Annotated in this window: 14 protein-coding genes; 8 read left to right on the forward strand and 6 right to left on the reverse strand. The window is 69.7% G+C overall.

Features of this window, described 5'->3' with window-relative positions; genetic code table 11:
- The first annotated feature begins 12 nt into the window (after positions 1-12).
- From ACFQEV_RS05280 to ACFQEV_RS05310, 7 genes are all read left to right on the forward strand, one after another.
- The gene (locus tag ACFQEV_RS05280) at positions 13-828 is read left to right on the forward strand and encodes a hypothetical protein (RefSeq protein WP_379693288.1); all 816 of its coding nucleotides are present in this window, start codon (positions 13-15) and stop codon (positions 826-828) included.
- A 65-nt stretch (positions 829-893) separates the two neighbouring features.
- Positions 894-1556 carry a metallophosphoesterase family protein gene (locus tag ACFQEV_RS05285; RefSeq protein WP_379693291.1) on the forward strand — a complete coding sequence of 221 codons (663 nt, stop codon included), beginning with the start codon at positions 894-896 and terminating at the stop codon, positions 1554-1556.
- A gap of 76 nt (positions 1557-1632) precedes the next feature.
- Entirely contained in the window at positions 1633-3144 is a 1512-nt protein-coding gene (locus tag ACFQEV_RS05290) for a sulfatase (RefSeq protein ID WP_379693294.1), read from the forward strand.
- Positions 3141-4427 (forward strand): glycosyltransferase family 4 protein, encoded by a 1287-nt coding sequence (locus tag ACFQEV_RS05295; RefSeq protein WP_379693297.1) that lies wholly within the window; start codon positions 3141-3143, stop codon positions 4425-4427. The genes ACFQEV_RS05290 and ACFQEV_RS05295 overlap by 4 nt, the downstream gene beginning before the upstream one ends.
- A 398-nt stretch (positions 4428-4825) precedes the next feature.
- Positions 4826-6067, forward strand: a complete 1242-nt coding sequence (locus ACFQEV_RS05300; protein ID WP_379693300.1) for an inositol-3-phosphate synthase — start codon at positions 4826-4828, stop codon at positions 6065-6067.
- A 3-nt stretch (positions 6068-6070) separates the two neighbouring features.
- On the forward strand, positions 6071-7417 hold the full coding sequence (locus tag ACFQEV_RS05305) for a glycosyltransferase family 4 protein (protein WP_379693303.1): 1347 nt from the start codon (positions 6071-6073) through the stop codon (positions 7415-7417).
- Positions 7414-8628, forward strand: a complete 1215-nt coding sequence (locus tag ACFQEV_RS05310; protein ID WP_379693306.1) for a glycosyltransferase family 4 protein — start codon at positions 7414-7416, stop codon at positions 8626-8628. Before ACFQEV_RS05305 ends, ACFQEV_RS05310 begins: the two co-directional genes overlap by 4 nt.
- Positions 8629-8712: 84 nt before the next feature.
- Here the strand turns inward: ACFQEV_RS05310 and ACFQEV_RS05315 are convergent, their stop codons facing one another.
- From ACFQEV_RS05315 to ACFQEV_RS05330, 4 genes are all read right to left on the reverse strand, one after another.
- Positions 8713-9795 (reverse strand): Gfo/Idh/MocA family protein, encoded by a 1083-nt coding sequence (locus ACFQEV_RS05315; RefSeq protein WP_379693309.1) that lies wholly within the window; start codon positions 9793-9795, stop codon positions 8713-8715.
- A 129-nt stretch (positions 9796-9924) separates the two neighbouring features.
- The gene (locus tag ACFQEV_RS05320; RefSeq protein WP_379693312.1) at positions 9925-11061 is read right to left on the reverse strand and encodes a glycosyltransferase family 4 protein; all 1137 of its coding nucleotides are present in this window, start codon (positions 11059-11061) and stop codon (positions 9925-9927) included.
- 76 nt (positions 11062-11137) lie between these two features.
- On the reverse strand, positions 11138-12289 hold the full coding sequence (trpB, locus tag ACFQEV_RS05325) for a tryptophan synthase subunit beta (RefSeq protein ID WP_379693315.1): 1152 nt from the start codon (positions 12287-12289) through the stop codon (positions 11138-11140).
- Positions 12290-12350: 61 nt separating this feature from the next.
- On the reverse strand, positions 12351-13049 hold the full coding sequence (locus ACFQEV_RS05330) for a metallophosphoesterase family protein (RefSeq protein WP_379693318.1): 699 nt from the start codon (positions 13047-13049) through the stop codon (positions 12351-12353).
- Between the two features lie 188 nt (positions 13050-13237).
- On the opposite strand from ACFQEV_RS05330, the gene map reads away from it, so the two are divergent.
- The gene (map, locus tag ACFQEV_RS05335; RefSeq protein ID WP_379693321.1) at positions 13238-14128 is read left to right on the forward strand and encodes a type II methionyl aminopeptidase; all 891 of its coding nucleotides are present in this window, start codon (positions 13238-13240) and stop codon (positions 14126-14128) included.
- Between the two features lie 38 nt (positions 14129-14166).
- Here the strand turns inward: map and ACFQEV_RS05340 are convergent, their stop codons facing one another.
- Together ACFQEV_RS05340 and ACFQEV_RS05345 are read right to left on the reverse strand one after the other, a co-directional pair.
- Positions 14167-14328, reverse strand: a complete 162-nt coding sequence (locus tag ACFQEV_RS05340) for a hypothetical protein (protein ID WP_379693324.1) — start codon at positions 14326-14328, stop codon at positions 14167-14169.
- Positions 14329-14403: 75 nt separating this feature from the next.
- A complete protein-coding gene (locus ACFQEV_RS05345; RefSeq protein ID WP_379693327.1) occupies positions 14404-14601 on the reverse strand; it encodes a DUF7835 family putative zinc beta-ribbon protein in 198 nt (65 codons plus the stop codon).
- Positions 14602-14687: the final 86 nt, after the last annotated feature.

Consider the following 14687-nt stretch of genomic DNA (forward strand, 5'->3'; position numbering starts at 1 on the left):
CATGTATGTCCTATGAAGGCGCAGGGGGAGAGATTCAACGGCGACGCGCGGGTGCTCCACCGCCGGGCGATCAGGACGCCCCTCCCCGACGAGGACGCGGAACGACTGTTTCATGAGAACATGATGCGGGTCGCAGACGCCCAAGAGCGGAAGGCCGAGATGCTCGCTGACCCCGACGTTCCGCTGTTGACCGCCTACGAGGAGGAACTCGACCGACTGGCCCAGAGTTTCAAACGTCGCCTCCGACGGACCGCGGGCGGCGACTACCGAGAGGTTGCGATGGCGTACAACCGGGGCGAACGCGACGACCAAATCGGCGCGTTGGCGTCGTACTACTTCGAGGCGCTCTGGCGGATGCAACAGCGAGCGACCGTCACGGACGCGCTCTTCTTCCCGATCATCCTGCGATACCCGGACAGTTTCACGGTGAATATCCGGTTCGCCAGCGGATACACCACGACGGAGTCGGTCCACTACGAGTCGCCGGAACACCTCTCGGAGCGACTCGAAGACCAGTACGCCCAGACGTACCACGAGGAGAGCAACTTCTCGCAACGACAGGCGGCCGAGTACCTCCGCGAGACGGCGAAGATAACCCGCGAGGAGTTCCCCTCTCCCGACGAGACGTCGTTCGAGGAGCGAAAGTACGGCGGCATCGTCTCCGCCGGGGGTCGGAAGGGAACGGTGTTCACGTCGATGCTGAAGCGCGTCGAGCCGGACCCCGACCGATTCTCGGAACCGGTCGAGGTGCCGACCCTGGTCGAGGAGGGCGAGGAGGCGCGGCGGACGGAACGGGAACTGCTCCTCGACGGGGAAGTCATCCTCTGAGGCGGGGGTGAGAGGCGGCGACTCGCCACCCACCCCTAAGGGGGCGGCGGCGCTACGACGACGCGATGCTCGTCCTCGGTGACGCTCACGCCGACGACCCGGAACGGAGGGAGTCGCTCCTCTCGGCCTACCGCGCGACGGACGCCGACGCCGCCCTGCAGGTCGGCGACCTCCTGTACTACGACCTGCCCGCGCCGACGTGGTTCGTCGCGGGGAACAACGAGGACTTCGACGTGGTGGACGCCCTCCGACGGGGCGACGCGACCCTGACGGACGTGGAGCGACCGATCCTCCTCGCCAGCACCGCCGCGGACGTCGCCGGACTCCGCGTGGCGGGCCTCTCGGGCAACTACGCGCCGACGAGGTACGACGACTCCCGGGAGGAACTGACCGGCGGGCGGCGGCGACACTTCGTCCGGTCCGAGGTCGAACGCGCGAAGTCGCTGTCGGACGTGGACGTGTTCCTCGCCCACGAGGCGCCGCACGGACTCCTCCGCGTCGGCGGGGGGCGCGACCCCGGGTGCGCCGCGGTGGACGAGATACTGCGGTCGGTCGAACCTGACCTCTTTCTCGTCGGCCACCACCACCGCCACGCCGAGGCGACGGTCGAAGGCACGCGCGTCGTCAGCCTCGACCCCGTCTGGGAGGCCTACTACACGCTCGACCCCGAGACGCTCGAACTCGAACGCCACCCGCACTCCGACGAGGCGGGCGACGCCGACCGGTGAGTCCGAACCCCGACTTCGGTCCGCGGATGTCGGTGGGGCCGCCATAGTAAGGTGACCGGCGGGCGGACGCTCTCTCATGGACGAAGCGTCGAAGCCGAACGTTCTCCTCCTCGCGGTCGACGCGTGCCGGGCGGACTACCTCCCGCCGTACGGCGGATCGGCCGACGCGCCCGCCATCGACCGACTGGCCGACGAGGGGACGGTGTTCGAACGCGCCCTCTCGCCCGCGCCGTGGACGCTCCCCGCGATGACGAGCGTCCTCACCGGGCGGTACCCGCACGAACACGGCGCGACGTCGCGGGGGTTCGAACTCGACGCCGGGCGGACGGTGACGCGTGACCTCGCCGCGGCGGGGTACCGGACCCTCCACCTCTCGCCGAAGACGTGGATCGGCGATTGGCTCCCCCAAGGCCGGGGGTTCGACCGCGTCGAGGAGTTCACCGGCCCCGAACACCGCTACTTCGACGGGGGCGAGGACGTTCGAACGCTCTCGAAGGGCGTCACGCGCGGCCCCGAGTGGTACGCGACGGTCGTTCGGCGGGCCCTCGCGTCGGACGCGCCCCTGAAGAGTCTCGGAAACGTCGCCGCGTTCCAACTGCAGGAGGCGACGGGCGACGCGTGGTTGGACAACGTGCGCGCGAGCGAACGCGCCGCCCGAATCGCCGAGGAACGCTTCGCCGAACTCGCGGCCGACGACCGGCCGTTCTTCTGTTACGCCCACCTGATGAACCCCCACCTCCCCTTCTACCTCCCGCCGGAGTTCCGGTCGGACGTCCGCCCGCCGGGGTGCGACACCGACGAGGAGGAGACGGAGTGGATGAGCGACCTGATGGACGACATCTGGGCGATTCGGACCGGCGAACGGACCCTCGACGCGTCGGAGGTGGCGTACCTCCGGGCGCGGTACCGCGACGAACTCGCGTACGCCGACGCCGCGATCGGACGTATCGTGGACGCCCTGCGCGAACGCGGAGTGCTGGACGAGACGCTGGTTGTGGTGACGGGCGACCACGGCGAACACCTCGGCGAACGGGTGCGCGGCGACCCAGCGGACCCGACGACCGAACGCACCCTGCTGGACCACCAGACGTCGATTCGGTTCCCCCTGCTTCGCGTCCCCCTCGTCGTCCGGTACCCCGCCGCGTTCGACTCCGACAGGCGGACGGACCTCGTGCAGACGACCGGCGTCGCGGAGACGATTCGCGCCGCCGCCGGTCTGGAGTACGACGAGTCGCGGTCGCTTCTGGCGGCGGACAGATCGGAGACGCGCGACGCGGCCCTCGCGGAGTACGCGGGCGTCGTGCCGTCGCACCCGCCGGAGTCCGTCGAGGCTGAGTTCGTCTACGCGCCGCGGCGAACGGCCGTGACGGGTCGGTGGAAACTCGACGCGGTGGGCGACGCCCGCCGGTGGGTCGAACTCGACTGGGACGCCGCCGAGGCGGACGCGGTGGACGAGGGCGACGTGCCGCCGGACGCGCGAGAGCGACTGATCTCGACGCTCTCGGAGACCGAAGGGACGGAGGGCGGCGCGTCGCGGGACATCCCCGACGACGTGGCCGAGAACTTGGGCGATTTGGGCTACCTGTGACCCGAATCTGCCTGCTCTCGGACGGCTATCCGCCGTGGGAACGCGGCGGCGCGCAGAAGATAGCCGCCCAACTCGCCGAGGGGTACGCCCGACGCGGCCGCGAGGTGGCCGTCGTCACGACGGTGCCGGACCGAAGCGAGACGGGCGAGTCCGTCGTCTCGGACGCCGGCGTCGGCGTCCGCCGCCTGTGGACGCCGCGGTGGCGGCGCGCCCTCCCGTACCTGACTGTCTCGAACCCCCTCGCCGCGCGCGGCGTCGCCGACTTCCTCGACGGGTTCGACCCCGACGCGATTCACGTCCACAACGCGCACTACCTGTCGAACGCCGCAGTCGCCGCCGCGGGCGAGTGCGACGCGCCAGTCGTGAAGACGTACCACGACGCCGGGACGTTCGCCTACGGCGAGTACACCGCCCACGTCGCGGACGCGCCGCGGAACCTCCCCGTGGCCGGGTCCGCCTACCGCGCGGACCCGGTTCGGCAGGCGCGGGAACAGGGCCTCCGGTACTTCCCCCTCCGGAACCGGCACAACCGCCGGACGCTCCGACGCCACGTGGACGTGGGCGTCGCCGTCAGCGACGCCCTCCGTCGGGCGTTGACGGCCAACGGGATGCCGTGTCACCGGACGGTTCACAACGGCGTGGACGCGGCGGCGTTCCGCGCCGTTCTCGGCGCGGCGGCGAGCGAAGACGAGGCGTTCCGCGACGCGTACGGCCTCGACGACGCCCGAATCGTCCTGTTCGGCGGTCGAACCGGCTACACCAAGGGCGGGGCGCACCTTGCCGCCGCGTTCGGGCGCGTCGCCGACCGGACGGACGACGACGTTCGCCTCCTCGTGACCGGCGACGACGAGTTCGCGGCGAGGATGCGAGCGCTCGCGGCCCCCCACGGCGAGAAGGTGGTCACGACGGGGTGGATTCCGCGGGCGGACCTCCGGCGGGCGTTCCGCGCCGCCGCGGTCGTCGCCACGCCCTCCGTCCACCTCGACCCGTTCCCGACGGTGAACCTCGAAGCCCTCGCGGCGGGGACGCCCGTCGTGACGACGCGGTTCGGCGGCGCGTCCGAACTGGTGGACGACGGCGCGACCGGACGGGTCGTGGACCCCCGGGACGTCGGCGAACTCGCGGACGCCCTCGAATCGTTCCTCGGGGACCCCGAGAGGGCCGACGAGGCGGGCCGCCGCGGACGGCGACTCGTCCGCGACCGGTTCACCGTCGAGGGGCAGGTGGAGGCGTACCTCGACCTGTTCGAGACGCTCGAAGCGGGCCCGAGTCCCCGAGACTGACGGCGGACGAGAAGTTCCGGACTCCGCTGGCGAATCGGACGGACCGCCGCGAACAGACGGTAGTTCGCCTCCGTCGCCGGTCTGCTAGATTAACGACAATATTTTTATTCGTTATTGCGGCCGAGAGATATTAGTCGCCTCTGACGGTAGTATAGGTCGGTTCGAGACGAATCACAGACGTATTTGATAACATACATTTCGGCGGCATCTCGCTCGGGGAGACGCGAGACGGGCCGTCGAGGGTCGCGCGGTCGTCGCCCGGGCCGGGCGGCGCGCGACCGGGAGTTACCGGTCCGATTTCACACGACCATGAGACACGAGGCCGCTTCCACGAAACGCGACGGTACGGTGAGGACGAACGCCGACGTGCGGACCGACGGTGGCGCGGAGGTGGCCCCGTGAGCGACGTCGGCGTCTGGTTGGTCGGCGCGCGCGGCAACATCGCCACCACGGCGATGGTCGGCGCGAAGGCCATCGCGCGCGGCGAGACGGACACCACCGGGATGGTGTCGGCGCGCCGCCCCGTCTCGCGCCTCGACATGCCGGACGTGTCGGACCTCGCGTTCGGCGGGCACGACATCCGAACCGGAAGCGTCCCGGAGGACGCGCGCCGCCTCGCGGAGGAGAACGGCATGCCCCACCCCTCGACGGTCGAAGCCGTCGCGGACGACTTAGCCGACGTGGACGACCACGTTCACGTCGGGACGGCGCTGAACTGCGGCGAGAGCGTCGAAGCCCTCTCCAACGCTGAACTACTGGAGGAGGACCGGACCGTCGCCGAGATAGTCGAGCGAATCCGCGACGACGTCGACTCGTTCCGCCGGGCGGAGGGTCTCGACCGGGTGGTGATGGTGAACGTCGCCTCCTCGGAACCGCCCGTGGAGAACCCCGACGACTACGCCACCCGCGAGGCGTTCGAGTCGGCCGTCGAAGGCGACGACCGGGACCTGCCGGCGAGTTCGCTGTACGCCTACGTCGCCCTCAGCGAGGGCCACCCGTACGCGAACTTCACCCCCTCCGCCGGGAGTTCCCTCGGCGGCCTGCGCCAACTGGCCCGCGAGGAGGGCGTCCCCCACATGGGCAACGACGGCAAGACGGGCGAATCGCTCGTCAAAGCCGCGCTCGGACCCATGTTCGCCGGGCGCAACCTCCGCGTCATGTCGTGGGAGGGCCACAACATCCTCGGCAACACCGACGGGCAGGTTCTCGAAGACGAACGCAACAAGGCGGGCAAGATAGAGAGCAAGGGCGACATCCTCGACGGAATCCTCGACGACGACTTCCACAACCGGGTCCGCATCGACTACACGCCCTCCCTCGACGACTGGAAGACGGCGTGGGACTACATCCACTTCGAGGGCTTCCTCGACACGGAGATGAAGATGCAGTTCACGTGGGAGGGGTCCGACTCCGCGCTGGCGGCCCCCCTCGCGTTGGACCTCGTTCGCCTCCTCTCGAACGCCGACGAACGCGGCGAGTCGGGCCTCCAGACCCACCTCGCGTCGTTCTTCAAAGCGCCCCTCGACGTGGACGAACACGACCTCGCGCGGCAGTTCACGTGGCTCTACGACTACGTGGACCGGAACGCCGGCGAGGAGACGCCCGACGGCGTGACCGCCGAGACGCCGACGGACGACTGACGCATGCGGATACTCCTCGTCGCCCACGCCCTCCCGCCGGACACCTACGGCGGGACGGAACTGTACACCGAACGCCTCGCGGAGGCGTTCGCGGCGGACCATGAGGTGACCGTCGCCGCCCCCTCCGACCGCGGCGCGGCGGCGGCGGACGTTCCGGGCGCGTCGGTTGTCGGCCTCCCGACGCCGACGACCCAACCCGAGGACGGCGTCGCCCTCGACCCGTCGGCGGGGGTCGCCCAATCGTCCGTGGACGCCGCGTTCGCGGACCTCCTCTCGACGTTCGATCCCGACGTGGCCCACTTTCAGCACCTCAAGGGTCTCTCCTCGCGACTGCCCCGAATCTGCGCGTCCGAGGGCGTCCCCTCGGTCCTCACTCTCCACGACTTCTGGACGGCGTGTCACCGCGAGCAACTCACCCACCCCGACGGGTCGCTCTGCTCCGGGCCGACGTGCGTCGGCAAGTGCGCGAACTGCTACGCGAACGCCGTCGGCGAGGCGGTGGCGGACGCCGCGGACGGCGGCGAGGGCGACGACGACTCCCCGCCGGAGGCGGGCGAGGGCGACGCGACGTTTCCCGCGTTCGCCGAACCCGTGGCCCGTCGAACCGCCCGCCTCGACGACGCCCTCGACGCCGCGGACCTGTTGGTGTCGCCATCGGCGTTCCTCCGCGACCGGTTCGTCGAGTTCGGCGTCCCGCCCGGCGACATCGTGCAGGCCCGGAACGGCATCTGGGTGGACGCGTTCCGCGACGGCGGGTACGACCCCGACTCGACGCTCGCGTTCGGGTACGCCGGGCGGTTGGTCGAGGAGAAGGGCGTCCACCGCCTGCTTGCGGCGTTCGCGGGCGTCGAGGGCGACGCCCGACTCGACGTGTACGGGCGGTTCGACCCCGAGGGGAACGACTACCACGCCCGACTCGCGGACGCCGCGGCGGACGACCGGGTTCGGTTCCACGGCTACTACGACGATCCGGCGACGCCGTTCGCCGAGTCCGACGTGTTCGTCCTCCCCTCGACGTGGTACGAGAACAGTCCGCTCGTCATTCAGGAGGCGTTCGCGGCGGGGACGCCCGTGGTGACGGCCGACCGGGGCGGGATGGCCGAACTCGTCACGCACGGCGTGGACGGCTTCACGTTCGACCCCGAGAGCGTCGAATCGCTCCGCGCGCGCCTCCGAACGCTCGCGTCGAACCCGCGTCTCGTCGCGCGGTTGCGCGAGGGCGTCGAACCGCCGAAGCGCCTCTCGGCGCACGCCGGCGAACTCCTCGATTTGTACGCCGGCCTCTCGGGGGCGGCGGAATCGACCGCCGAGGCGGGCGACGGCCACCCGGTCGGGGTGTTCGACTCGTGAGCCGGATTCTCTTCCTCGCGCGCGGAGTCCCGTTCCCGCCGAACTCCGGGGACAGTATCGTGACGTACGGTTTCGTCCGCGCGTTGGCGAACCGCGGCCACGACGTGCACCTCCTCGCGTACGCCCGCGACGACGACGCCGAGACGGTGCCGGGCGTCCGCGACGTCTGCGAGTCGATAGTACGCGTCGAGGGCACGGAGTCCCCCCTACCGCCGACGGCCCGGAAAGTCGCCCGGGCGGCCCTCGGTCGGTCGGACGTGATGGAGATGTTCGACGCCGACTCGATGCGCGAGGCCGCGGCGAGGCGAATCACGACGCTCTCGCCGGACGTGGTGGTGGGACAGCACCCGTATCTGGCCCGCGCCTTCCGCGACGAGGACGTTCGGGCGGCCGCCGCGTGGGCGGACGCCCGCCTCGTCACGAGCGCGCACGTCGTGGAGTTCGCGGCCCACCGCCTCCACCGCGCCACCGCGTCGGACGTGAAGACGCGGGCGGAACTGTCGCTTGAGATTCCCCGCCTCCGCCGCGAGGAACTCGCCACGTATCAGGCGTCGGACCGGGTGTTGGTCCTCGGCGAGAGGGACCGGAGACGGCTCGAAGAGCGCGTCACGACGCCCGTGAAGCGCCAGCGAGTCGCCATCGACGCCGCGGAGTACGAGACGGCGGACCGACCGGTCGAGGGGAAGCGACTCCTCTTCTTCGGGTCCTACGAGTGGTTCCCCAACGAGGACGGCGTGCTGGCGTTCGCCGAGGGGCCGTGGCCGGAGATTCGGGAGGTGCACCCCGACGCCGAGTTCGTCGTCGCGGGCCGCGACGCGAACGACGCGGTTCGGTCGCTGGGAGAGCGTCCGGGAATCACGTTCGCGGGCGAAGTCGAGGACATCGGGGCGGCCGTCCGCGACGCCGCCGTGATGGTCACGCCCCTCCGTATCGGCGGCGGCGTCCGCATCAAGATACTGGAGTCGATGGCGTGGGAGACGCCTATCGTCACGACCCGCCGGGGGTTCGAGGGCGTGGACGCCGAACCCGGCGAGGACGTCCTCGTCGCCGACGACTGGGACGAGTTCGTCGCGGGGACGAACCGCCTGCTGTCGGACCCTGAGGAACGGAAGCGACTGGCCGCGAACGCCCGCGAGCGAATCGAGACGGCGTACGCCCCGGACGACGTGGCCGCCGAGTTGGAGTCGAACCTCGGAATCGACGGGTCGTAGGCGGCGGTTCTCACAGAGCGCAGTATCGGTCGACCGCACACGCCCGACTGCCGCGCTATCGCGTAAAAAGGTACGCCGCGGGCCTCATTCCCGCGCCGACTCGCGAACCTGCTCTGTGAGTTCGAGCACCCACCGCGAGAGTTCGGGCGTCACCGGCGGTTTCTCGCCGCGTTCGAGCGCTTTCGCCGCCTCGTCGAACAGGAAGTAGTGGCCGTCGGGACTGTCCTCGTCGTGCCTGTCGAGTTCGTCCTCGATTCGCCCCGCGACGTACCGCTTCGCGTTTCGCACCGCCCCCTCGGCGGTCTGTCTCGTCCGTTCGGCGTTCCGCGAGAACCGCTCGTTCGGGAAGTGGTACGGCCCCGACTCGGCGTCGTGGACGTCGAGCGTGGCCGTGGGGATATCGACGTGAATCGACCCCTCGGTGCCGTGGACCGCGAGTTTGGAGTCGCGCGCCGACGAGGAGAGGTAGGTGATAGAACAGAGGGCGTCGTTCTCGGCGACGTACTGCACCTGCGCGCCGTCGTACGTCACGCCGTGGTCGAACTCCTCCGTCGCGCGGGTGAGGGCGGTCACGTCGTCTTCGCTCCGCGGGACGCCGCCGAGGGCAAGGGTGAGATAGAACGGGTGCGACATCCCCTCCTCTAAGTCGCCGCCTTCGAGTTCGAGCACCCAGTCGCCGCGGTACGTCTCGTCCGGGCGGCCCTCGCCCGTGAACGCGGTTCTGACCGCTCGAACCTCGCCGATTTCGCCGGACGCGATTCGGCGGCGGAGTTCGCGGACGACGGGGTAGTAGAGCCAGTTGTGCACCACCGAGAGCGACACGCCCGCCTCGTCGGCCGCGGAGCGCATCTCTCCTAACTCCTCGGGGTTGGTCGCCGCCGGTTTCTGCACCGTCACGTTCGCACCCGCGTCGATGGCCGCGCGCGCGAGGTCGGCGTGCGTCTGGACGGGCGTGGCGACGTGGACCCACTCGGCGTCCTCGCGTTCGAGCATCGTCTCGGCGTCGGTGTACGCCCGGCACCCGTACTCGGCGGCCGCCTCGCGGACGCTCTCTTCGTCCACGTCGGCGACGGCGAGAAGGTCGGTCCGCGGGTTCCGAGCGAGGGCCGGGAGGTGGTTGTTCGTCGAGACGATTCCGCTCCCGATGACGGCCGTCCGAACTGCCATGGACCGACAGACGCCGCCGACGGAGAAAGTGATTCTGGCACCGTCGGCGGCGATACGGCTTCTCGCGCCGAAGTTCCGCCGTCGGAGAGAGTCGATCCGGTCGACTCGCCGTCGACTCCTCGCGGCCCCCTACGCGCGCCCGTCGAGTTCCTCGGCCGCCAACGCCCGAACCTCCTCGCGGAACCGGTCGCGGCCGAATCGCTCCTCGATGGTGTCGGGCGTCTGTCGGACCTCCTCTCTCAGGTCGTCGTCAGAGAGGATGCGGTGTACCTTCTCCACCGCCTCCTCGGTGGTCCGGTACATGAGTTCGTCGCGCCCCTCCACGATGTCCTGTTGGCCGCCGTTGTCCGGGACGAACGCCACCGTACCGGCCGCGACGAGTTCCGCGACGGCCATGCCGAAGTGCTCGTGGCGCTTGGCGTGCAGGCCCCACTTGTGCGTCGAGAGCATCGCCTCCAACTCCTCGCGGGGCATCTCGCCCTCGACGGTGACGTACTCCCGGTCGTCGGCCATCTCCTTCACCTCGGCGGCGTACGCCTCCTCGGTCGGCGGGCCGACGACGTGGTGGTGGACGTCGTGGCCGCGTTCGCGCACGCCGTCCACGATGCGGACGGCGTCTTTCACGTTCTTGTAGGAGGTGATGCGGCCGACGGTGACGAACCCGTCCTCGCGTTCCTCCCACGGCGCGGGGTCGAACCCCGACGTGTCGACCGGCGGGTACACCACCTCGGGGCGGACGCCGTAGACGTCCTGGACGATGTTGGCCATCCACCGCGAGTTCGTCAGCAGACGGCTGTTCCGAATCTCCTCGGCGTCGAACCCGCCGACGCGGTACGCGAGGCGGTCGTAGAGGTGGTCCACGAAGCTGTCCTCGCCCACCCGCTTGCTGGTGACGAGGCGACCGAACCGCGGCGTGTGGACGTACTGAATCGCCGGAATCGATGGCGAAATCTCGTTGTCCGTCGATATCACGAGGTCGAACTCGTCGGCCCGCGAGTCGACGAACCGCGAGAGGAAGGCGTTCTCCAGGTTGTAGAGGGGGAGGTCGGTGCGTTCGAGCAACGACTCGACGACCGGCGGACGGCGGACCGTCACGTCGCCCACGTCGGTGTCGAAGTAGCGGTTCAACGCGTCGATGTCGGGCGACGTGAGGGTGAGGAGTGTCACGTCGTGACGGCCTTCGAGGGCCGCCAGGACGTTCATGCAGACGCCTTCTCCGCCCCCTTTCGCCGTGAGGTCCGTGTGCGCGACGGCGATTCGGGACACGCTCGGGAAGACACTGGGGTGCGGGTTAGGTACAACGGCCGTCGCGCGCGTTCGGACCGGCCCCGCGAGGGCGCGCCTACAGGTCGAACCGCTCCGCGGCGGTTTCCATGTCCTTGTCGCCGCGGCCCGAGAGGTTGACGAGAATCGTCTCGTGGTCGCCCAACTCGGCGAGTTCGATGGCCCGGGCCACCGCGTGACTCGATTCGAGGGCGGGGATGATGCCCTCCGTCTCCGCGAGTTCGCGGAACGCCGCGAGGGCCTCGTCGTCGGTGACGCCCGTGTACTCGGCGCGACCGATCGCTCGGAACATCGCGTGTTCCGGGCCGACGCCGGGGTAGTCGAGTCCGGCGGAGACGGAGTGCACCTCCACGTCGTCGTCGATGACGCGGGTTCGCATCCCGTGGATGACGTCGTCTCGCCCCTTCGCGAGGGGGGCGGCGTGGCGCTTCGAGTCCGCCCCCTCGCCGCCGCCCTCCGCGCCGTAGAAGTCGACCGGGTCGTCGCGGAACGCGTGGAACAGGCCGATGGCGTTCGACCCGCCGCCGACGCAGGCCACCGCGGCGTCCGGGAGTTCGCCGGTCCGGTCGAGGAACTGTTCGCGCGCCTCCCTGCCGATGACGCTCTGGAAGTCCCGGACCATCCGGGGGAACGGGTCCGGGCCGACGACGCTCCCGACGAGGTAGTGGGTGTCGTCGATGTTCCGCGCGAAGTCCTCCAACGCTGCGTCGACGGCGTCGGCCAACCCCGCGCCACCGCGAGTCACCTCGTTCACCTCCGCGCCCATCAACCGCATCCGGAAGACGTTCATCCGCTGGCGCTCGGCGTCCTTCTTCCCCATGTATATCTCCGTGTCGAGGTTCAGAAGCGCGCCGACCATCGCCGTCGCCGTGCCGTGTTGCCCCGCGCCGGTTTCGGCGATGAGGCGCTCTCTGCCCGCTTTCTTCGCCAGTAGCGCCTGTCCGAGCGTGTTGTTTATCTTGTGCGCGCCGCCGTGGAGCAGGTCCTCCCGCTTGAGGTAGATGTCCGCGCCGTAGCGGTCGCTGAGGTTGCGCGCGTGATACAGCGGCGTCGGCCGCCCCGCGAACGTCTCCAGCAACCCGCGGAGGTCCGAGCGGAACTCGTCGGTGTCCGAAACCTCGTCGTACGCCGCCGCGAGTCGTTCGAGCGCGTCTTTCAGCGCGTCGGGGACGTGCCGTCCGCCGTAGCCCTCGAAGTCGCCGTCGGTCATGTCCCCACCCTCGCTCCGCCGGGTGATAAAATCCGTCCGTGAGCGCTCCGCGTCCGCCGGGTCAGTCGGAGTGCGAGGCGGCGGGCCGCGGCGACACTATCTTCGAGTCGCTCCGCTCTTCGACCGTCTCCTCGGACTCGACGGCGACGAACTCGTCGTTCCGCCAGTCGTAGGCGGTGAGTTCGCCGCCGTAGACGCACCCGGTGTCGAGGCCGACGGCGTACTCGCGGACGACCGGTTCCGCCAGCACCGTGTGGCCGAAGAACACCCGTTCGGGGCCGGCGTACTCCTCCCACCAGAACGGCCGTTCGTAGCTCCCGTCTGACAGCGACCGGTTGGTCTCTAACTCGTCTACGGTGTGGTCCGCGAGGGTCGTCCGCGGGTCCACGCCGCCGTGGACGACGAGCGTCCCCTCCCACGAGAGAGCGACCGGGAGGTCCCGAATCCACGCCATCTGCTCGTCGCTCAGTTCGGGCAGGCGCTTGTCCCCCCGAACGAGTTTCTCCTCGTTGTTCCCGCGGACCGTCAGCATGTTCTCCGACCCGCGGACGAGGGAGACGACGCCCGCGCTGTCCGGCCCTTTTCGAACTAAGTCGCCGACGAACACCACGAGGTCGTCGTCGGTCACGCCGAGCGTATCGAGGAGGCGTTCGAGTTCCGCCCGACACCCGTGTACGTCGCCGACGACGTACACCCCCTCCCACCGGTCGATATCGACGCGGCGGTGCGGCACGGAGTCGTCGAAGGTAGGTTCGGCCATCTGACTCTCTCAGACCACGCCCGGACGCGTATAAACGGTTACTAGGAGACTGAGGGTGGCGTATATAGACATCCGCGTCGGCGGCGGAGTGCCGGCGGACGGGCCCGCACTGCCCCTCGATACCACCCCGAACACCCGACGGCGCGGCGTCCGCAACCTCTTTCAGACGGTCACGCGAAGGCGCGGGCATGAGTATCGGACCCCTCGACGACGAGACGGTCGAGAAGTACCGCGAGGCGGGGCGCGTTCTGCGACAGGTGTTAGACGAGGCGGCCGAGAAGGTCGAACCCGGCGCGAAACACCTCGAAGTCGCCGAGTTCGCGGAGGAACGAATCTACGAACTCGCCGACGGGTGCGCCTTCCCCGTCAACATCAGCGTGAACGAGGAGGCGTCGCACGCGAGTCCGGGCCGCGACGACGACACCGAGTTCGGCGAGGACATGGTGTGTCTTGACTGCGGCGTCCACGTGGACGGCTACATCGCCGACGCCGCGGTGACGGTGGACCTCTCGGGCAACGACGAACTGGTCGAGGCGGCCGAGGAAGCCCTCGACGCGGCGCTAGAGGCCGTCGAACCCGGCGCGGAGACGGGCGAAGTCGGCGCGGAGATAGAGGACGTCATCCGCGGGTACGGCTACACGCCCGTGCTCAACCTCTCGGGGCACGGCGTCGCCCAGTGGGACGCCCACACCGGGCCGAACATCCCCAACCGCGGCACGGAACGCGGTGTCGAACTCGAAGTCGGTGACGTGGTGGCCATCGAACCGTTCGCCACCGACGGCCGCGGCAAGGTGAGCGAGGGGTCCAAAGAGGAGATTTACAGCCTCGAACGCGACCGGTCGGTTCGGAATCGCGCGGCGCGGCAGGTCCTCGAACAGGTGACCGAGGAGTACAAGACGCTCCCGTTCGCCTCGCGGTGGATAGACTCCCCCCGCGCGGAGATGGCCATCCGCCGCCTCGAACAGCAGGGCGTCCTCCACGGCTACCCCGTCCTGAAGGAGGACGACGGAACGCTCGTGAGTCAGGCGGAGCACACCGTTATCGTCACGGAAGACGGCTGCGAGATCCTCACCGAGTAGTCGTCTCGGTCGCTCTTTCTCGAAAAACGAGTCGGCGTTCAGTCGTCGCCGGGGAGGGGGCCGCCCGTCGCGTCCCCGTAGGCGTCGGCCGCCGCGGTCGTCTCCACGTCGTACGCGTCGGAGTCGTCCACCACGAACCGGTCGAGGACGTCCAGCAGTTCGCTGGAGTTCGACGCCAACGCGTCCGCGCTGGCGGTCACTTGGTCTTCGATTCTACCGTTCCGTTGACGAGGAGAGTATTCGAGTGCGCCGCGGTGGTGAGACGTTCGCGGCAGTCACGCGTTGTTCATCCGGGTCACTTCCTCCGCGCCGCACGTCGCGCAGACGGAGATTCGGTACGGTTCGCGGGAGTACGCGGCGCGTTCGGGGTCTCTGTTCTCCGCGCGCAGTTCCACCCGAACCCGGTGAGGGGTCTCCCGGCCGCAGTGGTCGCACGGTTCGGTTCGTTCGGACGGGTCGGGACTGACTGCCATCGCGGGACGTACGGCGGGACGCGGCATGAACCTAGCCACGAGTCAACGAGCGTCACAGTCGCGTTTCCGCCGACACTAAGCGGACG

It is taken from the genome of Halopelagius fulvigenes, assembly GCF_042662625.1.
Lineage (GTDB): Archaea > Halobacteriota > Halobacteria > Halobacteriales > Haloferacaceae > Halopelagius > Halopelagius fulvigenes.